Below are 20,040 nucleotides of genomic sequence, written 5' to 3'. Positions count from 1 at the left end.
TCTTCCGGCGGGGGCTTCTGTGCGTAGTGGGTCACGCTGGCGCGGTGTGTGCGTCACGGGTTCCGCTGTACTCAGGTTCACCGCTGTCGAGGACGCGGAGCAGGGAGGCGGTGACGACGCGGGTGCTGCGGCCGATGCGTAGTACTCGGCAGGGGAACTCGCCGCGGCGGACCAGGTCGTAGCCCTTGGCCCGGGAGAACCCGAAGGCTGCGGAGGCTTCTTCGACGCTGCCTGTACCGCCCCACGTGGCGCGGATGTAGGCGGGGCTGGAGGGAACGCTCTGCGGTGGGTTGTCGTGGTGGTGCATGTCGTGCTCGTTGATCCCTTCTCGAATTCGAAACGGCGGTGGTGGCGGAAATATCCCTGGGCGGTGCGGCGTTCCCCTCTGGCATCGTGATGGCGAGTGGGGGAGTGGTCGGTCTGAAGCTATTCAGCACGGCAGGTGGTGTGGCCGAGGTGATGCCGCGTCTGGCCGTGGTCGAGGCGGATGTGCAGGACCTCCTCGAGGCGCACATGGAGACGATGCTGGGCGTCAGGTTCCTCGCGAGCGAGTTCGTCATCGACTGCGTTGATGGCGGACGGATCGACTCGCTGGGGCTCGACGAGAACGGGGCACCCGTGATCGTCGAGTACAAGCGCGGCACCGACGCCGGCGTGATCAACCAGGGCCTCTACTACATGGCCTGGCTCGTGGCCCACAAGGATGCCTTCCGGAACCTGGTCCGCGACCGGCTCGGGGTGACGGCTGCGTCCCAGATCCGGTGGAGCGCTCCCCGGCTGATCTGCGTGGCCGGCGACTTCACCCGCTACGACGCGCACGCCGTACGCGAGCACCGGCGCAGCATTGACCTGGTCCGCTACCGCTACTTCGGCAGAGACCACTTCGGCCTAGAGACCGTGGCCTCGGTCACGGGGCACCGGGCCAAGGCCCAGCGGGTACGCAGCCGCGCGCCCGGGGCGCCGCCGGTCCGGCAGCAGGGCAGTGCCATGGCCGAGCTGGCCCAAGCGGTCGACGAGGTCCTGGTCGGACTCGGCGACGGCGTCACCCGGGTACAGCGCAAGCAGTACCGCGCCTATCGACGGCTACGGAACTTCGCCAGCGTCTGCGTGCCCCAGCAGACCAAGCTCCTCGTCTACCTCAAGGCCGACCCGAAGGAGGCCGACCTCATCCCCGGCTTCACCCGGGACGTGACGGGGCTCGGCCACCACGGCACGGGGGACCTGGAGCTGCAGCTGCGTACGGAGCGGGACCTGGAGCGCGCTGGAGACCTTCTCCGCCTCAGCTACGCCGCGGCATAGAGACCTCTTGCCCGCTGGCCCGAGCGGGGTGTGGAGTTGTGGGCTGTTGTCGTGGTGCGGCCTTTCGACGTGACGGGCAGGGAATGGCGGTGGACCACTAATGATGCGGACGATCCCCGGTTTCGGTAACCGGGGATCGTCTGCTATCTACCGCCCTGCCGCTGATGCTGTGGCTGCCGGGCAGCAGGAGTGGCCCTGCCGCCAGTAGGACCCGATGGGTCGTCTGCACCGCAGAATTGCTTGGTCATCAGCGAGCCGACCCAGGTCCACGGGTTGCCGTGACGTTGGCTGTTGGGCGTAGCCATTTATTCGCCGCTTGGGTGTGGAGAGGATGTGACGCCGAGGCTGATGCGTGTGGCGGCATCACAGACATGTGCTAGGCGATTCCGTGATGGTGCAGCGGAATAAAATGGCAGGATTGGACTGGGGGCTGTAGGGATATCGATCTGAACATCTGGCCGTGATGGTGCTGCGGTTCTGAACCGCAGAGGTGCGCTCATATCGGTAGACCGAGGCAATGACGTTCAGCGTGCCGTGGTGGTGTGTGGCTCGGTAGCCGCAGAGCTTACACAAGGCCAACAGCTATGCCGATACTAGTGCCATCGCCATAATGATGCTGCGAATTCGAGCCGTAGACATGCGTCGAACTCGCGGTCAGGGCGGAGTTTCAGCAACTGACGGCCTCCAGCGTAGATGCCAATCTGGTCGCCGTGGTAGTGCTGCGATAGGTGATCGCAGAGTTCTGACTGGGTGTTTGTTGATGAGGCTCACGGATTCAATCCCAGATGGTGCTGCGGTTCGCGACCGCAGAGATAGGCGAGTTCGGTAACGCGATCCGGCGCCTGGCGAAGATGCCGTGATGGTGCTGCGGTTCGCGGACCGCAGCGGGGGCTACATGGCCATGCTGAACGCCTGTGATCCGAAGCGGCCGTGGTGGTGCTGAGGTTGGGGACCACAGAGGTGGGCGGCCTTGGCAGCGTCGGCCATCGCTTCATGGATGCCGTGATGGTGCCGCGGGTCGAAACCGCAGAGACAGATTCCGATGTACGTGTCCAAGTTGGGCGGGAGATCCCCGCGATGGTGCTGCGGTTCGGAACCGCAGAGGTACAACAGTGCCGAGGAGACCCAGTGGGGGATCTACCAGCCGTGGTGGTGCTGCGGTTCGAAACCGCACAGGCCGGACTCCTCGTATGCTAGCTCGCGGACGCGGGCCTTGCCGAGACGGTGCTGACATTCGGGCCCACAGAGGTAGGCCGTCTTGTCGGGCCTGGTCATAGAGTCACGCGCACCCGTGGTGATGCCGCGTTTTGGAATCGCAGATGCAGGCGAAGCGGACGACGATAGGGAATTCCGGGGTCCAGGTGCCATGATGGTGCTGCGGTTCCTTACTGCAGAGGCGACACAGTCAGCCGCTGTGGAAGCGCCGGGACGTCAATTCGTGGTGGTGCTGCGGTACGTGGCCACAGAGGCGGGACTAGGCCGCCGGCGACACAGGTCTTTCCAACACCGCCGTGATGGTGCGGCGATTCGAACCGCAGAGGCTGGTTCACTCAAGCTGCGCCGATTGGCATAGCCGCTATTCCGCGATGGTGCTGAGGTTCGAGACAGCAGAGACAGTGTGTACTCACTCTGGCCTTGCTGGACCTTGTGGTCGATGGGGTGGTGCTGCGCGTGATTGCTGCAGAGGAGGAAGAACAGAGCCTGGATCGGTATCGCAGCCTGGCGCAAGCCGTGGTGGTGCTGCGGTTCGAGACCGCAGAGGCAGAGGGCAATGAGGAATGCGCCGAAACCGATGACCCCGCCGGGTAGTACTGCAGTTGGCGACGACAGAGGTGGCAGCGATGTCCGAAGCTTCTGGCGGAGACTCCGTCGGCCGTGATGGTGCTGCGGTTCGAAACCGCAGAGACAGCCTGGACACATCAGTATCTGCTCCCCCAGTACGACGAACCGTGATGGTGCTGCGGTACATAGCCGCAGAGCTGGAGCAGAGCCTGGAGCGGTATGGCCGCCTGCCGTAGACCGTGATAGTGCTGCGGCACTCGGCCGCAGATATGGGTGATGCCCATGGGCAACTTCAACGCGAACCAGTGGCCGTGATGGTGCTGCGGTTCGAAACCGCAGAGGTAGCACGCGGTCAGACCGCACACCACGACTACGCAGATGCCGCGGTGGTGCTGCGGTTCAGAGCCGCAGAGGTAGGACGAGCTGCTCCGGGGTGCACAGCGCCCAGTACAGGCCGTGGTGGTGGTGTGGTTCGAGACCGCAGAGGCAGGGTGACTGAGCGGGCATCACTCCGGAACGTGAGGTGGGGTGTGGGCGGCTTGCGGAGGTGGCTGGGTTCGTTTCGGGGATTTGGCTTCGGTGGGCTGCGGGGATTCTCGGCACCTTATGGTGCCGAACTTGGTTTGGTGGCGGTTCGTGGGTGGGTGCGGTTGCCAAGTTGGAGGGGGCCGTCAGCTTGTGGGAGGCGTGTGCGAGGGGCGGCGTAGATGGCGGTGACGCCGAGGTTGTGGAGTTTGGCGGGTTCGGGGTGCGGGGTGCGGATGAGGGGGTGTTCGAGGAGGGTGGTGATGCTGGTTGTGGTGAGTGGGGGTTGCCAGATGGGCCAGGTGAGGGCGCCGTTGGGGGTGGCGCGGTCCCAGCTGGTGGTTTGGGCGTAGGCGGTGTCGCCCGTGAGGCGGAAGGTTGCGAAGGCGTGGAGGGCGAGCCAAGTGGCGCCGGGGACGCCTTGTTGGGTGGGTTTGCCTTGGCTGACCATGTGGGCGTCGCCGGTGGAGTGGTGGTCGAGGTTGGCGCCGGCGTAGCCGTCGACGCGGCGCCAGGCGGTGAGTGCGGCGAGCAGGTGGGTGGGATCTTTACGGCATTCCTGTGCGGCTTTGGCCCAGTTGTTGGCCAGGGTCATTTGTCCGCCGCGGCCGAAGAGCGGGGTGCTTGATGTGTAGAGGACGGGCTGCTTGCCGCGTGCGGGGCGGACGTCGCCGGTGTTCTTCTCGATTGGGGCGATGCCTAGTTGGTTGACGAGTGCGGTGAACCAGTGGGCGGTAGGGGTGTTGTGGTCGCGTTCGGCTTGAGTGTGGGTGCGCAGGTGATGTAGGGCGGTGTCGATGGGCATGCGCAGGGCGTCGCTGGGTCCAGTGCGGGGCAGCGAAAGGATGCCGGGTACCAGTGGTAGGGGTTCCTTGGCGGGGTCGTCCGGCAGGTGGCTGCCCAGCAGGTCGGCGAGCGCCTGGTGAGTGAGCGGTCGGTGGGTGTGGAGGACGGCGGGTGCCTCCGGGCCGCGCCATGAGAGCCGGGCGGGCTGGTCGAGGTCGTGGGTGGTGAGCTGGAGGATGCCCAGGGCGGCGAGGAAGCCGAGTGGGGAGTTGCTGACCAGGGCGGGCAGTTCGAGTTCGTAGTGTGTCATCGGGTTAGCTCCCTTCCTCGGAGCAGGCCATGTCGGCCAGGCGTACGACGGCTTCGAGTAGGGCCAGGCCCCATGGGCCGTAGCGGCGGTTGAGGGCCTTGAAGCGGTCGGGGCCTGTCCAGTCGGTGCCCATGGCGGCGCTGTTGACGGTCACGTGCTGCTGGTCGGGCATGAGACAGGTGACGTCAACTGGGTTGGGATCGGTTACCGGCGGCAGGAGTGGCCGGGCGTGTCCGTGGTGGGAGGCCACCAGATGGAGGACTAGGTCCGCATCGAGGCCCTGGGCGAGGTCTGGGTTGGTGGCTAGCCATTCCTGCACGGCCAGGGCGCTGAGTGCTTCGTGGCGTAGCTCGGGGTGCCAGTTGGCCAGGCGGGCGGCGCGGCGGCGGCCCGTATGGTCGGCCGGGTCCATGCCGGATTTGGCCAGGGGCTCATCTAGGGACTCGGCGAGCAGACGGTCGCCGGCGCACAGCATGCACTGGAAGCGGGGATGGTGTTTGCCGCAGTCGTGGGCGTGCGCCCCGGTCTCAACAGCAGCCACCAGGGCCGTGGGTAGTCCCAGGCGTACGGCGAAGTCGGCGGCGCGTGCCGCGACCGCCTTGCCGTGCTGGGCCAGGCCGACGGGGCGCGTGAGGGAACTGCCGTCGGCGTCATCGTCGTTGACGCCAGCGGTGCGCTCGACACGGTCGCCCTTTGGGCGGGCGGGGACCAGGAGCAGGCGTGATGGGTCGGTGGCGTCGAGGATGGCGTGGCCCCTGCGGGCCGAGCGCCCGTCGGCGGCAGTGTCCCAGGCGGTGATGGTTCGGAGCTGGCTGAGGCGCTGGTGCAGGTCGACGGTGTACGAGCCGGGCGTCGGCGGCCCGGAGTCTGCGGCCGGCAGCAGGCCCAGAAGCCGGTCGAGGAGTTGGTGGATGATGTCGGTGATGGACTCGTCGTCCTCGCCGGCCAGCAGCTTCTTGGACGCTCTAGTGATGGCCGTCGTGGCCGCCTGGGCGGTGGCCTCGTCGAATCCGCCGAGCAGTGCCAGGGGCCCGGCGTCCAGGCGGGTCGGTGCGCTGTCTGTGAGGGGCGGGAAGTCGGCGAGGTCGACGACGGGGTCACCGGGGGTACCGGTCCAGCCGTAGGCGTCGTGGCCGCTGTAGTGCGAGGGCAGGACGACGATGCTGCCGGGACGGATGTCGCGGGGGCCTGTCGCGGGGATCCACTGGTTGTCGCGGTCGTCGTAGCGCAGTGCCGGAGCCATCGTCTGGTGTTTCTTGGCCGCGGTCGGTGCCTCCGCGTCCGGTGCGCCTTCCAGGTCGCTGGTGGTGTCGTCGGCGGTCGGCTGGGTCAGGAAGCGGCGCAGCTGGCGGGCGGGGATGGCGACGGTTTCGCCGGGATGAGGCGGGACTTGGGCCATGCGAGCGGCCCACTTCTCCCAGTCCGGCTGACCCCCCAAGGTGGGGAGGTCGCTGCGCCACAGGACCTGGACGTCTTCGGGCGTGGTGCTCAGGCCGTGGAGGAAGGGCGCGGTCGGCTGGTCGGGCACCGGGGTCGGGCTGGTGCGGGTCCAGGAGTCCAGCAGGGTGCGGTGCAGGACGGGAATGCGCGGTACGGGCACATTCAGCGACGCGGTCTCGGTGTCTGCCAGCAGGGCGGGCAGCATGGCCGGGTTGATGACCAGTCCCTTGTGAAGGCTGTGCTGGAGGTCCTCGGCGCAGGTGGTGAGAGGGGCATGGGAGGTGAGCCATTCCCAAGTCGCGTGGGCGGCTGGGCCATAGACCGGGATGTCCTGCGGATCCGGCGCTGCGGCGCGGATCACGACCGCGGGAGCCCAGGGGAAAGCACCGGTGCGGTCCAGACGGCCCAGGCGCTGGATGAGCGCCGCCGCAGCGGCGTTCTCGCTGATGAGTCCCGCGAAGGACACATCTACGCCGACTTCGACGGTCTGCGTCGCGACGACCACCAAAGGCCGGTCGCGATCGGCGCTGATGCCCTGGAACAGCTCGCGCAGCTGGCGGCTGTTCAGCAGGCGCTCGCGATCCTCACCACGGCAGCGGCCTGTCAGCAGGACCAGGTCGATGTCGTCGCGTGCGGACAGGCGTTGGAAGGTTGCTCGGGCGGTGCGGATGGTGTTGGCGATGACGCCGAGCACGGGGCGGGCCACGAGCGGCAGCATGACGTCCATGGCCTGCTCGGCGGCCTGGGCGAAGGCGAGCGCGGAGTTCTTGGCGAGGGTGCTCGCATCCCACAGGGTCAGCCGCCGCTGGGCGTTGAGACGGTTCCCCGCGACGGGGTGCTGGCGATCCGCGCGGGTGATGCTGTGGCGCGGGCGCGCGGGATCAGCAGCGCCGGTGGCGGAGAGGCTGACGACCTGCACGCCACGCCGGCCAAAGTCGCGGTGGGAGGCAGTCTGTTGGTAGGCGGTGCAGTCGGCGGCCGTTGTGAGCAACGGCAGAGCGATGTGCGCCTCGTCCACCGCCAGCAGCGCGTCGGTGCCGCACAGGGCCGCATCGATAGGCCGCATCCTGGGGCTGGTGTGATAGCCGCGGAAGAGCAGGCGGCTGCCGTACTGGTCCACGGTCGAGGTGATCACGGCGGGCTGGACGGGGGAGCGCAGCCAGCGTGAGGCCCAGTCCACGCCACCCCGCATCCGCACCGCTTCCAGAGCGGTGCTCTCCCCGCTCAGTTCACGCAACGCCTGGGCGACTCGGCCCGTGAGGGAGCCGTACGAGGCGCCGTGCAGAGCGTGCTGGACGGTGCAGGCGTGCTCGTGCGCCTGGTCGACAACCAGACGGCGGTCAACGACGAAGAACAGCCGCAGCGGCACACTCCGCTCCAGCCCGGTGGCGCACTGCCAAGCGAGCAGAAACAGCCAGATATCGATCAAGCTGGTTTTGCCCAGACCAGTCGGCACATCCAGGTCCCGCCATTCCCCCGTCTCAGCAGCCTGCTTGAGGTAGGCGTCCTGCCACGGAAACGGGCGGTAGCCGTGTACGGCTTCGACGAAATCGGGAAAGTCCTCCGGGGTGAAGCTCATGCCTCCGCCTTCCAGGCGTCGGAGGGCACGCACAGGCCCAGGCCGAAGGTCTTCTTGCTCCCCAGCACCACCGGACCGGTGACAGGCTGAGGGAAGGCCAGACGTACATGCCTCACGGGAAGCGGCCGTTCACCGTCCTTACGACGTACCGCATTCGAGCAAAGGCTGGGTGCGCCGGGCACGAAGGCGCCGGTGCGCAGGACCTCCACTGCAACAGGCGTGGGCATGCCGGCCAGACGACAGCTGGTGGCCACCGAGCCCTCGATGTCGCGCCCCCGGGGGAAGCGATCCAAGACCATGGGCAGGGCTGTGGTCCACTGGCGCGCGGGCCGCGTCCACTGCTCTGGCATCACCGACTTGAGGGAGGTGACTTCCGTGTCGCCGGCGCGGACATAGGTCAGTGATACGGGGCGTTCCAGGCAGGGCAACTTGAGCTTGCGCAGGCCGCCGCCCATGCGTAGGAGCACGGCCAGGAGCGCTCTGCGGTGCGCGGGATCCAGGTCACTGGGCAGTGCGACCGCGACTCCCCGCAGTCGGCCGTCGGCGTGCGGGTGGCCGACGAACGGCAGCCCTAGGTAGGCGCAGAGGCGGCGCTCGTCTCCCTTTGTCTTGTGGCCGTGGACGGCGACCATGGCCTCGACGTCGTGTCCCGCCTCCGCGAGCAAGCCCATCGTCTTCTCCCGCAGCGCGCCGGTCGCCGCAACCGTCAGCGCGGGGTCTAGGGAGAACCGTGGTGGGAATGCGAAGGTCATCAGGTCTTCGAACGGTCCCGCCTTGGGCTCCTGGGTGGAATCCGGCGCGGTGGCTCCCTGGCGGATGTAAGGGAACATACGGTCTTGCTGCCAAGCGGAATCGCCCTGCTCATGTGCCCGACGCAGTCGCTGCAAGTAGCCCGGGTAGGGGGCCCGCAGAGAGCACACATCGGCTGTCGTGCCGGCTGCATCGCTGGGGTGCCACATTTCCCACTCGGTGCTGCGGTCCTTCGCCACGGAGTGCTCTGATGTGTCGGCGGTGACGAGGGCGTGGCCGCCGGCCCGGCCGATGTAGGGCACTGCCCTGGCCAACTCGGCCAGGACGGTGAACACTCCCCTTGGTGGCTCTGACGGCCATACGAACTCCAGCCGAGGCTGAGCCAGGGAGCGCTGCGGCCACACTTTCGGTTTACCGCCGTTGGTCCGTCCGGGCAGCACCGCGTGACCGGGCTTGGCCGCCGAGGCGTTCGTCGGCACCCAAGCCATCCGCGGGATCTCGGCCTCCGTGGTGCGAGCCGGCACCCGTAGTGCAGGGAGCGGCTGCTGCTCCAGCCAGGACAAGGCGGCGTCCTGGACAGGATCGGTGGGATCAGCCACGGACACCAGGGCGCAGAAGATGCGGGAGGGGTGCGGGGGCCACTCGGCGTGGCTGCGATCGAGGGTAGACGCCTGATAGGAAGGGTCTAGCAGGTCGACGGTGATGCGAAAGGGCATCGGGTCACTCGCTCTCGGCTTCGCCGACCCCGGCGATTACATACGACTTGTCGATCGCCTGCTGAAGGCTCGGGTTGGGGTGCAAGATCAACGGTTCGGTCGCCCACTGCACGCCCGCCGCATGGGCTCGATCGCGTGCGATCTCGAACAGCTCCAACGCCTCTTCGTGAGTGGACAGCTCCAGCGCATCGAGCACCGGCTTCCCGTCACGGCCGCGCTGGACCCAATCGATGCGCTCGGACACCAACAGCAGTTCGCAACCAGAGCGCAGGTGCAGGGCAGGGGCAGCGAAGGCGAGCCGGTCGCCCAGGAGGGCAATAGCGGCCACCAGGGCCCGTGCAGCCTGCGTCAGCTCGTCGCTGACGGGACCGAAGCGCAGCATCGCCAGTTTCGCCAGGCTCAGCGAGGCGCTGCGCTGTACGGAGGTGACCGAGACGCCGCCCAGCCCCTCCGAGGGCGGAATCATGCCGTGCCCGAGCTCCGACATGCGCGCCGTCTTGACGCCCGCCTTCGGCTTCTCGGCGGGCGAGGGAATCCAGCCGGTCTCGGTCAACTGGACCGTCTCTCCCGCCAGGTTGAGACGGTCGAAACGCCCAGCTCCCCGGACACCGACCAGCGGCTTGATGCCGATCATCTCGGACCGATAGGCGCGGGGGATCTTCACCTGGATACGACGCTTGCGGTGCGAATCCCACGCTCCGTAAATGAGATCAGTCGGGGCCTCACGTAGATACCCGCTCATGTCGCCGGGGCAGGCATCGCGCAGAGTCATACCCGGCTCCGTTGCATCGAAGGCAACGCCCGCACCGTCGACAGAGTCTCGGAAGTACGCATCTCGCGAGCGATGGGGGGCTTCCAGGCTAGTCATTCGCACCGGCACCCCCAGAGACTCGGTCGCCATCTCCAGATGCGGAATGAACGCGGCCTGCCGCCGAATCGCGTCCAGCAGAGCGGTTTCGCACCGGTTGGCTTGTGACTGCGGCTGGTCGAGAAGAACGACCGAGGTCGCAAGGCCGTCCACGTACCGCCGCTCGACAAGATGGGCGGCGGCGTTCGTCTCCCTCCCCTTCACCGTCGGAGGGGACACAGGCGTTCCGACGCCGGCCAGCGGTTCGTAATGCGCGGTGATACGAATCGCGCCGTCTGCAGACCGCAGGCTCGCAGCGTCCAGCAACCGTTCGTAGACATCTTTCATGGCGGAACCTTCCGTTGCGCAGAGGGAGTGTGTGCCCCAGCGCGACGAACGAGAACATGGGCCCGCCGGTCGGGGCAGAGGTCATGCAAGCAGCGACGAAGGCGCGCAACAACGATCACTATCGCGGCGGAAATGACCCGCTGTCAGTGCCGGTAGGTAAGGTGCCCAGCCGCTCATCGCGAAAGCTCGTGGGTACTGTCGGGCTGAGGCCCCTGGGTCGTCTCGAGGCACCGGTCTGTGAGCAGGATGCGGGCGGTCCTGCACGCATCTCGCTGTGTGACAACACCCCTAACCGAGCCTCAAAGACGGGCGCGGGCTGCTCCTCTGACGCGCTGTCGTTGCGCTGGGTGCCACAGCACGGCACCGGCAGCGATTGAGCCAGGCACGGGCAGTGTTGGTATGAACGCTGTCTCTGCGGTATCCGTCTCGGGGCGAGCTAGGTGGCTACCTTCGGCTCAATTTCAATGTGACCTGAATCACAGGGAAGGTTATCGCTGTTTGGAGTGTCGGGTTTGCGACGTTCCTCCGCGACCTAGGCTGGGGCGGGGCGCTGTGCATCCGCCAGCGGTGGCTCCATGGTTTGCCGAGGATGTAGTGCGGCTTTGCGGCGACAAAGTTGGGGACGATACCGATCGGGTGCGGCTCCTCCCGAGTGACTGGTTGAGGGCTGGCTGAGCTGGGCTTTCGTGCCGGTGGGCTGGCGGCAGCTGGTTGCTTCTACCGTTTTGGACAGGAGGCAACGGGGGGTGAGGAGCGATAGCCAAGAAGGGCTCTGTCTGCAAGAAGCCCCTGAAGGCCAAGAAGAAGCCCGGCTTCCAGGTCAGTACGCGCTTGCTCGACCCGCTCGCACAAGGTCAGCCTCGCCCTGCACGCCTCGGACCGGGGCGGGAACTGCGCGGTGAAGCAGGGCAGCTGGGGTGCTGGTCCGTTGCGACGGACCAGCACCCCAGGCGGTCGGACGATGTCAGCAGAACGGGATGCCCGGCACCGGCTCGTCGTTGTTGCCGCCGGAGATGAAGATGTCGGAGACCCAACTGCCGTTGTCGAGCTGCGCCCACCAGTAGTTGTAGTAGGAGCCGTAGGAGACGCTGCCGCCGGTCGCCTGGCAGACGGCTTCGATGGCGCCGGGGCCTACCTGGCCAGTGACCGGCGAGGTGGTGTAGGGGTCTGCGTGGGTGTTGACATCACTGGCCCAGACATTCACGGGCACACGGACCTGGGTGGGTGCCGCCGCGCTGGCGGCGGGGGCGAGGCTGACGGTGAGAAGTGCGGCGCCAGCCGCGAGGGCGGCCCTGCGAACCAGAGGCGTGTTCTTCATGTTGTTCCTCTCCTGGTCTGAAGCTGCACCGAGGTTCAAGAACGTCGTTTCGGAATCCAACATCCTCTGCCCTATGAGCCTCTGACCAGCGTGTTTTCAGCCTCTGCGAGCGCAAGTGGAATATTCACCGATGTGGGGGACGCATCGAACGGGTGCCTACGGATCCTCTGCGTCGCCCTCGGCGGCCCATACTCATCGGCCAGCCAGCGCCGAGGACTTGGTCGTAGTGCGTGGACTCCGCGGAGCGCGGCTCTTTTGCAGCGAGCCATGGCCTGCATGATTACCGACCGGGGGTGGGTTGCTCGATCGTCGTGGATCGAGCAGCGGGAGGCACGGCCATGAGTTCCTGACCTGACCGGCGATCTCACTGCAAAAGAGCCGCACCCATACCGATCGTGCAGCAGACCCTGATAAGGATCTTTGAATTCGGCTCTGGCGGGGGGCTTGGTACGTTCTGCCGTATGACGCTGCGTTCGGTGGATCTGCGTAAAGAGCCTGTGGAAGCCGTACTGGACCGTGTGGAGCGAATGCTGGGGGTACGCCTCGACCGCGAGACGGTGGTGCGTAAGCGCCGGTCTGTGGGGGCGCGTACGGACCGCGAGACGTGGGTGCGTATCGAGCGGCGTGGGCTGGATCGGATCGGGGTTCAGGGCGGGGACGGCACCGCGTCCGCGGAGGCCCTGCGCGGGATCGCCAAGCCGGCCTGGCTCGCCGGTGTCGCGTGGCGGGACGAGGCGGAGCCGGTGATCTGGCGGGCGGACGAGACAGGACTGCTGCCGGGTGCCCCGGTGGGGAGCGCCGTGGTGGCCAAGGATCCGGGACTGGCCGAGGAGTGGTGGGCCTCGCTGAATGCCTCGCTGGAGGCCCTCGCTGCGCAGTGCACGAACCGGATCGCGACACCGGATACTGAGACCCTCACGCAGGAACTGGTCACGGCCACGATCCACAGTGTTTTCCCCGGGATCGATACGGCGGTGACCGATTGGCGTCCAGCCCATGCGGATCTCAACTGGGCGAATGTGACGGCGCCGGTGTTCTGCGTGTTCGACTGGGAGGACTGGGGCATGGCACCGCGCGGCCTGGATGCAGCGAATCTGTGGGCGGCTTCCCTTGCCGTCCCGCCTCTGGCCGACCGCGTCCGCACCGAGCGGCGCAATGATCTGGCGAGCCGGGACGGCAAGCTGATGATGCTGTTCGTCGCCGCGAAGGTCCTTGGTCCCTACGCTGATCCCGACGACCCCCGCCTGGCCCTCGCACGGAAGACAGCGGAGCAGATGGTGCAGGAACTTCAGGCAGGCTGACGGGCTTTGAGGAGCTGCCGGTAGTCCTGGACCACGTGCTCGTCTACCTCGCACGCCAGGGCTCGGTCAGCTCCCGCAGGTGGTCGACGTTGTCCGTGCCGACCGCGACCGCGTCAACCCGAGGCAGGCCGTAGGCAGAGCGGAACGCGGCCTGGACCTTCGTGACCGGCGCGGATCCCCGCAGGAAGACCCTTGGATCGAACCGCTCCCACACCTGATCCAGGACCAGTCCAGGAGCGACCTGAAGGGACGTCATGTCCTCAGCATCGCTCAGGCAACACAAGGCGGGGTGAGTTTCCGGCATACGCGGTCAGGCGCGCGAGCCCCCTCCCCGCGCTCCGGGAAGCCGTTAACTCACCTGCTTCAGCGCCGAGTTCACCTGCGAATCGATACGTTGGCTCGTCATGAACTGGAGCTCTCCTCGCCGCGTTGAGTCGTCACCGTCCTCCAGCTGAGTTCGTCCCAGCCGCCACTGCCCAGATGGTTCCGCCTGTCGCTCTCGCGAGGAATCACTACTCTGAGTACACACTTACAAGCATGTCGTACTCAGAGAGGCACAGGGATGGATGCAGCCGCACACCAACCGCTGCACCTCGCCGTCGTGGACGGGCTCGATGCCGTCCTCGTCCGTGTGCAGGGAGATCTCGACATCGAGACAGCCCCAAGGCTGCGGGCCGCCCTGACTCCTCTGCTGCACCGACGCGTGGAACTCGACCTCTCAGAGGTCAGCTTCATCGACTCTTCCGGGATCACTGTCCTACTCGTCCACCAGCGTCACGCTCGCGTGGTGGGCGGACGCAGCAGAGTGATCCACGTATCCCAGCCCGTTCAGCGGATACTCCGCTTACTGAGTTTTTCGTTAGTTCTGTGGTGTTTTGGGGTGGATGGTTAGTCCGGTGTGAGTGAGGAAGGACCACGGGAGTTGGCTGTTGGAGCAGACGCGGTGGATGCCGCGTTCGGCGGCGTCGGCGACATCGGCCAGGTGGTCGCCGGCGAGGTTGGCGAGCTCGCGGGTCTTGATGGCCGACCAGAGTAGTTCCACGGGGTTGAGTTCGGGTGCGTAGGCGGGCAGCCGCTCCAGTGTCAGCCAGTCCTGGTCCGCCGCCCAGGCCCGCATGTCCCGGCTCCAGTGCGCGGACAGCCCGTCCCACACCAGCACCACCGGCTCACCGGCGTAGAAGGATTTGACCTGTTCCAGCACTTCGATCAACGAGGCGGTGTCGTAGCTGCCCGGCTTGAGGTGGAAGCACAGCCGCGGGCCACGCCCGGGGTCAGCGGCGTGGTAGCCCAGCGCAGCGGCCATCCCGGCGCGTTTCCAGTTCAGCCGGTGCCGCAGCACGGGGGTGCGGCCGCGGGGCGCATAGGTGCGGCGGACCTGAGGCAGCAGCGACACGCCCGATTCGTCGAAGAACACGATCCAGGCACGTTTCTTCACCGCCCCTTTTTGATGCGCGGCCATTCCTGGGCGACCCATCGGGCGATCTCCGAGTCGTCCCGCTCGACGGCCTGGCGTCTGGGCCGCTGCAGACTCCACCCCAGCCGTCCAGTCAGCAGCCGCCACACCGACGCTCGCGCCAGCTTCACCCCGGTCACCCGCTCAACCACCACTCCGGCCCGCTCCAGGGTCCACAAGTCCGCCTCGAACCCGTGCGCCTGAGCACCCTGTTCCAACGCGGCCCGGACCACCCCGACTTGGGCATCATCCAGCTTGGGCGGCCGTCCCGTGGCCGACCGTCGCCGCAGCGCTTGGGCCCCGCCCTGCTCCCACAGGCGTTTCCACCGCCGCACGCTCTCCGGATGCATCCCCACCATCCGTGCGACCTCGGATTGAGGACGTCCCTGCTCGAACAACTCGACCGCGCGCATACGACGGGCCTCGGCCAACTGCGGTCGCGTGAGCGGCAGAACGGACACCTCAGAGACAACAGACGCAGACTCGCAAGACAGGCCAGCATCCTCACACCCCCGCAGCCCCTGCACCCACAGAACTAACGAAAAACTCAGTAGTTGGGGTGCACCGTCTCCTCGTTGATGGATTCGAGTAACAGGGCGACGCATAGCCACAAGGGATTCCGCATCGGGCAAACACGGGTGGACGGACGAGTGAGCTTGCCCGGAACCGCGCGGCGCTCTACGCGCGGTGCACGTGGGAGGCTGCCCCCAGGAACACCTCGGACGGCGTCGCTGCCGACCGGGGTAGGCAGGCCACCCGATACCCCCAACACGCCTGCGCGGGCCCCACCCCCCCCGGCTCTCCCCTCCCCCAGGGCGGGACCCGCTCCTCAACCTGCCACCCAGCAGCCGCGCGTCCGTACGCCGCCCGCCACCTTGGTCGTGGCAGGCGGCGTACGGGCGTAAGCCGCGTGGCTGTTGGTCGCGCTGCACCGCGGGTAGGGCTGTTACGTGGCTACGTTACCCAGTTCGACTGCTTCTGGCGCAGTCGTCACGGAAGCGAGGTCACAACCAACTCGGCCACTCACCCGCCACCTGAAGCGCTCGGTCGCGACCACACCTAAATGCGTTCACCTCAGGGGTTCACGCTGGCGGCCCTTCGCGCCTCTTAACTGTGTAGGCCGTGAACCTCCAGGAAGAAGGATGCTGCCATGCCCGATCGACAGGGGTCCGACTATCGCGACGAAGCCGGTCACGATCAGCTCACCCAGCTCCGCAACGACCTCGTGGTTGGTCTTGGCGCTGTCCTCGACACCGAGCGTGGCTTGCTGGAGATCTTGACGTGCACGGGATCTGACGGCGTTGCGTGCAGTCCCCATCGGCAACCGCTTGATTAGACGGCAATCTGGCGTGGAACAGAGGGCTGCCGGAGTTTCATCGGTGAGGTGGCTCGGTCTGCTGGCCGGAGCGGGGTGGTTCAGCGGGTTGCTCGGGCTGTGGGTGCGGCGGTTCGCGGGGGCGGTCCGGCTCGGGTGGCCGCCGGGGTGCGGGGTGTACGCCCCGCCTGCGGTGGAGGGGTGGTGGTGTGCTGCCAGCGGGTGCGTAGGGAGGTCAGGTCGGCCAGGGCGCGGCGGCTGCCGGTGATCAGCTGGTGGGGCGTGTTGGCCGGGTCCTGGGTGTAGGTGATGATGCGGGTGGCGACGTGGTGGGCGCGGGCGAGCAGGGCGCGCTCAAGGACTTTCTCCCCCCAGTATTCGGGGGAGCCGGTGGGGGTGGAGACGAGCGCCATCAGGTCGGTGGGGGTGAGGCCGTCGGCGAGGAGATGGCGGTGCTGGGCCTCCCACAGCACGGTGACAGGATCGACGGGTTCCCCGCGGTGTACCAGTGAGGTCAGGCACTGCCACAGCGCGGCGTGCAGCGGCAGTGCGAAGTCCTCGGGCTGGAGCCACCGCATGTCCTTGATCTCGGTGGGGTGCGCGGTCGCTGTGGCGAGCAGCGCCCGTTCGTCGTCCAGGGCGTCCTCGCCGCTGTCTCGCGGGGGAGGCTCAGGCAGTGGGGTGCGTGGCAGTGAACCGGGGTGCGGGGTGAACTGTCCGGAGAGTGTCTCCAGGAACTGTCCGAGCGTCTCGGCCTGGACCAGGGTGGTGGTGGCCGGGTTGGGCAGGGTGGGATCGGACGCGGTGTGGGCCAGGCGTTCGGCGTGCCAGTGCAGCATCCGGCGGGCGTGATCGGCGCGGATCATCCGCGCGTACGCCGGTGCGTGCTGGGGCCAGGGGCAGACCTGGATGAGTGTGTGGAGGTAGGAGGGGGTCAGCCCCGGTGCTTGGGGGCGGGCGGCGTCCAGCACTCTGTTCAGCCAGGCCGGGGTGGTGCGGTGGGTCTCGGGATCGGGCGCCGGTAGGGCGTGCATGGCGGCGAAGAGGGCGCCGTGGGTGTGGTTGCTGAAGTGGGCGGCGTCCAGCGGGCCAATGTCGGCGCGGCGGTGCGGGTCGAGGAGGAGCGCGCCGAGCAGGGCTTGCTCGGCGTAGTGCACGGGCTGGGGCGGGGGCAGGTCGTCCAGGTCGTCGTCCTCGTAGGGGGCGGGGGTGTGGTGCATCAGGCGGCCAGGGTGAAGTCGTCGGGATTGAGGGTTTTGCCGAGGTGCGGGGCCAGCAGATGGGCTGCGAGACGGGGCGGCACGGCGTTGCCGATCTGGGAGAACTGCTGGCCCTTGTTCCCGGCCCAGGGGTAGGCGGCGGGGAAGGTCTGCAGCAGGCCGGCCTCGTGGGCGGTGATCCGGATGGACTCCGGTGCCGGACGGTCCTCGACCAGGACGTTGCCGGCCGGTTCGGCGACCCAGACGCATTCGTTGGCGCGATGACCGAAGAACAACGTGCCGGCGGGCTCATCCGCGCGGCGCACGGTTGCGTTCGCCTGGTTGTTGCTGCGCAGCGACCACGACCACCGGCACGCCTCGGCGGTGCATGCGAGGTCCGGCCCACCGGCTGACCGGCACTCCCGAGCCACACCTCGCTCGCCCCAACGAGCATCCTTGCGACGGGACTTCACCTCAGCGGGGGCATTCTGCGGCTTCCAGGTACCGCGGTCGCGGGCGTCGGTCAGCGTCTTGCGTGCGCCGGAGGGGAAAGGTTCCGGGCCGCCGCCGGAGCCGCCTCCGGCGCACACGGTGGGCACGGGCCGGTCGGTGGCGCCCCAGCCGAGGGCCTCGGCCATGGACACCCACTTCTCGCGGCCGGGGCCGAACAGCGAGTCGGGCTCGGCGAGTTTGGCGTGGGTGGGCGGCGGGGGCTCGGCGGTGCGAGTGCGGGAGGCGAGCAGGATCGCCCGCCGCCTCGTCTGCGGCACTCCGAAATCGGCCGCGTTGAGGATCCCGGTCCACACCGAGAAACCCCAGCTGCGGAGGATCGCGGCGTACTGGCGCCACAGCGGCAGCACGTCGGGTACCTCCTCCATCGCGACCCATTCCGGCTGGCCGTGCTGGTTCAGGGCGTGCAGGTAGCGCATCGGCTCGGCGGCAAGCAGCGACCGCTCGTCCTTGCAGGCGGCCAGCAGCTGGGCACGGGTGTCGCGGCCGGCGGCGAGGTCGGCGACGGCCTGGTGGACCAGCGGCTGGTCGAGGAGCCCGAGGCGCTTGCCGGCCATCGACCACGCCTGACAGGGCGGGCTGGCCAGAAGCCCGGTGGTCTTCCCGAGGAACGGCCAGACCGGATACCTCGCGACGTCGGTCCGGATCGTCAACTGGCCTGCGGCGGCCCGGGTTTTGCAGGCCCACTCATCCCATTCCAGACCCACATCGCGTACGCCGAGCACGGACAAAGCGTGGCTCCAGCCGCCCGGACCAGCAAATAGATCCAGGACTATCAAGTGGCCAGCCCGAAGTCGTCCTGTATTGGCTCGACTTCACCGCGGCATGCCCACGGGGAACAGCCGTCGATGACGCCGTCCTCCAGCTCCTCCAGGCCCGCCTCGTCGTCGAGTTCCTGCTGCAGAGCTGCCCATTCGGCGGCGGTGACGTGGTCGATCGGCGCCTGGTCGAGAGGAACCCGCGAGCGGTGGAGGAACGCCTCGCCCAGCAGCCGCTTTCCGGTCGCGTTGGCGCGCGCGTTTCCCTTACGGATCGCCGCGTCGAACTCCACCACATCAGCCCACTCATCCGGAGAGGCGTCCCGGATGGATCTCCACTGCGCGTTACCGTGAAAAGGGCATCCGAGGCAACTTGATTTCGGAGTGTCCGCCAGCCCGAGGGACGTCAGATAGCGAATGCAGTCGCTGCGTGACCAGCCCATGTCGATGAGCGGATGCCGGTTGAGCATGTACTGGACGTCGGAATCCTTGGCACGGTGGAATTCATCCGTGGAGATGCCGACCCACTGCTCCACAAAGGTTCCCCGGGGAATGCGTGCAGGATAGGGGAATCCGAGGAGCTCACGCACCTTCTTCTTGATCGGTTTTATTTTATATTCACCAGTGCATTGACGCCTGGTCATCCCCGGCTTGCCGTCCTGATTGAGGATATAGAGCGGCATTGAAGCGAACCGGTGATCAGGGTCGAGAGCGTCCTTGCGAATGTTCCCCGAGGTGACACGAAGGACGGGGATGCCTGCCGGTTCGGCTATCTCCCGTTCCAGTCGGTCGAGGTGAGTGTAAACGGCCCTGGGCTCCCAGCCTGTGTCAGCAAAAATGGCGTAGTCGACCCTGGGGAGAATGCCCTTCGCTGACAGGGCGAGCATGGCGCTGGATTGAATTCCGGCGCCGAGCGAGATTGATGTGAATTCGGGGGTGGCGGAAATATTGCGTCCTTGTGATGGGCGGGGTGGAGCCGTAGGGGAAGGGGTGGGGTCAGTGCCGGGTCGGGGCGGCGCGGGGAGCGGCGGGCGCTGGAGGTGGCGGCGTGGCCGCAGGTGGGGATGGGGGTGGTGGGGTGGTGAAGGCGGGGCCGATCTCGTCGAGGCCGTCGGCGAGGTGGCGGGCGGTGTCCGTGGCGGATCGCAGCCATTCCCAGGCAGGGGCGGGAAGTTGGCGCCAGTGGGCGTGGTTGCGGGCCCATTCGAGGATCTCGGCGGCGTTGCGCAGCTGCTCGGCGAGCTGGAGCAGCACCACGTGCTGCTGGTCGCGGTCGCCGGCGGTGGTTGCGAACTGCAGGAGTGCGTCGAGGGAGTTCGGCACGGGGCTGGGGTCATCGGGCAGGCCGTAGAGCCGGGCATGCACTGACTGCGCGATGCCGTTCACGGGGCCGCCAGAGGACCTGTGGTCAAAACGCGGGGCGGCCAGGCGGTGCAGGCTGAAGTGGACGACGACGTCGCGTGGAGTGGCGTCGGGGTGGACCTGGGCGGCCAGGGCGAGGGCGATGTCGTGCGCGGTGGGCGTGTCGGAGGGCGTGGGGTCTCCCCGGGTGGGTGTGGGTTCAGCGGGAGCGGCTTACGGCGGCTGAGGGCAGGAGTGCTGCGGGATGTGTGGTGGTGAGTGCGGTGGGCCGTTGTCGCGCGAAGGAGGCGGCGAGGCCGCGGCGCCCGGCTGAGGTGAGCTGGACGCGCTCGTCGCGGAAGTAGTCCGGGCGTCGCGCACGCGCGCCTTGAGGGCTTTGAAGTCACGGGCCAACTGCCGTAGGCGGCGCACTTGTTCGTGGAGGTCGAGTGGGGGCGTGGGG

The 20,040-nt window shown here is 67.5% G+C and carries 17 protein-coding genes; 4 read left to right on the top strand and 13 right to left on the bottom strand.

The window, feature by feature from the left end:
* Positions 1-31 precede the first annotated feature (31 nt).
* Positions 32-307, bottom strand: a complete 276-nt coding sequence (locus IE206_RS19380; protein ID WP_189963573.1) for a helix-turn-helix transcriptional regulator — start codon at positions 305-307, stop codon at positions 32-34.
* A gap of 104 nt (positions 308-411) precedes the next feature.
* On the opposite strand from IE206_RS19380, the gene IE206_RS19375 reads away from it, so the two are divergent.
* The gene (locus tag IE206_RS19375; RefSeq protein WP_189963644.1) at positions 412-1,299 is read left to right on the top strand and encodes a DUF5655 domain-containing protein; all 888 of its coding nucleotides are present in this window, start codon (positions 412-414) and stop codon (positions 1,297-1,299) included.
* Between the two features lie 1,635 nt (positions 1,300-2,934).
* A complete protein-coding gene (locus tag IE206_RS19370; RefSeq protein ID WP_189963571.1) occupies positions 2,935-3,108 on the top strand; it encodes a hypothetical protein in 174 nt (57 codons plus the stop codon).
* Between the two features lie 577 nt (positions 3,109-3,685).
* Here IE206_RS19370 and IE206_RS19365 read toward each other — a convergent pair.
* From IE206_RS19365 to IE206_RS19345, 5 genes are all read right to left on the bottom strand, one after another.
* On the bottom strand, positions 3,686-4,702 hold the full coding sequence (locus tag IE206_RS19365; protein ID WP_189963569.1) for a type I-G CRISPR-associated protein, Cas3-extension family: 1,017 nt from the start codon (positions 4,700-4,702) through the stop codon (positions 3,686-3,688).
* A 4-nt stretch (positions 4,703-4,706) separates the two neighbouring features.
* Complete coding sequence (gene cas3g, locus IE206_RS19360) at positions 4,707-7,721, bottom strand: type I-G CRISPR-associated helicase/endonuclease Cas3g (RefSeq protein WP_189963567.1); 3,015 nt, start codon at positions 7,719-7,721, stop codon at positions 4,707-4,709.
* A complete protein-coding gene (gene csb2, locus IE206_RS19355; RefSeq protein WP_189963565.1) occupies positions 7,718-9,187 on the bottom strand; it encodes a type I-G CRISPR-associated protein Csb2 in 1,470 nt (489 codons plus the stop codon). Before csb2 ends, cas3g begins: the two co-directional genes overlap by 4 nt.
* 4 nt (positions 9,188-9,191) lie before the next feature.
* Positions 9,192-10,382, bottom strand: a complete 1,191-nt coding sequence (cas7g, locus tag IE206_RS19350; protein WP_189963563.1) for a type I-G CRISPR-associated RAMP protein Csb1/Cas7g — start codon at positions 10,380-10,382, stop codon at positions 9,192-9,194.
* A 964-nt stretch (positions 10,383-11,346) separates the two neighbouring features.
* Positions 11,347-11,700: a hypothetical protein gene (locus IE206_RS19345; protein WP_189963561.1), complete on the bottom strand. Its 354-nt coding sequence runs from the start codon at positions 11,698-11,700 to the stop codon at positions 11,347-11,349.
* A gap of 461 nt (positions 11,701-12,161) precedes the next feature.
* Between IE206_RS19345 and IE206_RS19340 the strand changes: the two genes are divergently transcribed.
* Positions 12,162-13,001, top strand: coding sequence for a hypothetical protein (locus IE206_RS19340; protein ID WP_189963559.1), 840 nt, complete (start codon positions 12,162-12,164; stop codon positions 12,999-13,001).
* A 43-nt stretch (positions 13,002-13,044) separates the two neighbouring features.
* On the opposite strand, the gene IE206_RS19335 is transcribed toward IE206_RS19340, so the two are convergent.
* Positions 13,045-13,257, bottom strand: a complete 213-nt coding sequence (locus tag IE206_RS19335; RefSeq protein ID WP_189963557.1) for a hypothetical protein — start codon at positions 13,255-13,257, stop codon at positions 13,045-13,047.
* A gap of 306 nt (positions 13,258-13,563) precedes the next feature.
* Between IE206_RS19335 and IE206_RS43570 the strand changes: the two genes are divergently transcribed.
* Entirely contained in the window at positions 13,564-13,893 is a 330-nt protein-coding gene (locus IE206_RS43570) for an STAS domain-containing protein (RefSeq protein ID WP_189963555.1), read from the top strand.
* On the opposite strand, the gene IE206_RS19325 is transcribed toward IE206_RS43570, so the two are convergent.
* From IE206_RS19325 to IE206_RS19300, 6 genes are all read right to left on the bottom strand, one after another.
* Positions 13,861-14,436: a transposase gene (locus IE206_RS19325; RefSeq protein ID WP_226599734.1), complete on the bottom strand. Its 576-nt coding sequence runs from the start codon at positions 14,434-14,436 to the stop codon at positions 13,861-13,863. The genes IE206_RS43570 and IE206_RS19325 overlap by 33 nt on opposite strands.
* Positions 14,433-14,915, bottom strand: a complete 483-nt coding sequence (locus IE206_RS43180; RefSeq protein WP_189963551.1) for a winged helix-turn-helix domain-containing protein — start codon at positions 14,913-14,915, stop codon at positions 14,433-14,435. The genes IE206_RS19325 and IE206_RS43180 overlap by 4 nt, the downstream gene beginning before the upstream one ends.
* A 955-nt stretch (positions 14,916-15,870) precedes the next feature.
* Positions 15,871-16,989, bottom strand: coding sequence for a DnaB-like helicase N-terminal domain-containing protein (locus IE206_RS19315; RefSeq protein WP_189963549.1), 1,119 nt, complete (start codon positions 16,987-16,989; stop codon positions 15,871-15,873).
* Positions 16,989-18,254 (bottom strand): DNA cytosine methyltransferase, encoded by a 1,266-nt coding sequence (locus IE206_RS19310; protein WP_189963642.1) that lies wholly within the window; start codon positions 18,252-18,254, stop codon positions 16,989-16,991. The genes IE206_RS19315 and IE206_RS19310 overlap by 1 nt, the downstream gene beginning before the upstream one ends.
* Positions 18,254-19,123 carry an adenine nucleotide alpha hydrolase family protein gene (locus IE206_RS19305; protein ID WP_189963547.1) on the bottom strand — a complete coding sequence of 290 codons (870 nt, stop codon included), beginning with the start codon at positions 19,121-19,123 and terminating at the stop codon, positions 18,254-18,256. Before IE206_RS19305 ends, IE206_RS19310 begins: the two co-directional genes overlap by 1 nt.
* 109 nt (positions 19,124-19,232) lie before the next feature.
* Positions 19,233-19,622, bottom strand: coding sequence for a hypothetical protein (locus IE206_RS19300; protein WP_189963546.1), 390 nt, complete (start codon positions 19,620-19,622; stop codon positions 19,233-19,235).
* Positions 19,623-20,040 lie beyond the last annotated feature (418 nt).

This window comes from Streptomyces violascens (assembly GCF_014649955.1).
Classification (GTDB): domain Bacteria; phylum Actinomycetota; class Actinomycetes; order Streptomycetales; family Streptomycetaceae; genus Streptomyces; species Streptomyces violascens.
The sequence above is the reverse complement of the archived record's forward strand: the minus strand, read 5'-3'. Positions and strand labels throughout refer to the sequence as shown.

Excerpts from the sequence above, each read along its gene's own strand:
- IE206_RS19380 (WP_189963573.1), bottom strand. The coding sequence starts at position 307 with ATGCACCACCACGACAACCCACCGCAGAGCGTTCCCTCCAGCCCCGCC.
- IE206_RS19365 (WP_189963569.1), bottom strand. The coding sequence starts at position 4,702 with ATGACACACTACGAACTCGAACTGCCCGCCCTGGTCAGCAACTCCCCA.
- cas3g (WP_189963567.1), bottom strand. The coding sequence starts at position 7,721 with ATGAGCTTCACCCCGGAGGACTTTCCCGATTTCGTCGAAGCCGTACAC.
- csb2 (WP_189963565.1), bottom strand. The coding sequence starts at position 9,187 with ATGCCCTTTCGCATCACCGTCGACCTGCTAGACCCTTCCTATCAGGCG.
- cas7g (WP_189963563.1), bottom strand. The coding sequence starts at position 10,382 with ATGAAAGATGTCTACGAACGGTTGCTGGACGCTGCGAGCCTGCGGTCT.
- IE206_RS19345 (WP_189963561.1), bottom strand. The coding sequence starts at position 11,700 with ATGAAGAACACGCCTCTGGTTCGCAGGGCCGCCCTCGCGGCTGGCGCC.
- IE206_RS19340 (WP_189963559.1), top strand. The coding sequence starts at position 12,162 with ATGACGCTGCGTTCGGTGGATCTGCGTAAAGAGCCTGTGGAAGCCGTA.
- IE206_RS19335 (WP_189963557.1), bottom strand. The coding sequence starts at position 13,257 with ATGACGTCCCTTCAGGTCGCTCCTGGACTGGTCCTGGATCAGGTGTGG.
- IE206_RS43570 (WP_189963555.1), top strand. The coding sequence starts at position 13,564 with ATGGATGCAGCCGCACACCAACCGCTGCACCTCGCCGTCGTGGACGGG.
- IE206_RS19315 (WP_189963549.1), bottom strand. The coding sequence starts at position 16,989 with ATGCACCACACCCCCGCCCCCTACGAGGACGACGACCTGGACGACCTG.
- IE206_RS19305 (WP_189963547.1), bottom strand. The coding sequence starts at position 19,123 with ATGCTCGCCCTGTCAGCGAAGGGCATTCTCCCCAGGGTCGACTACGCC.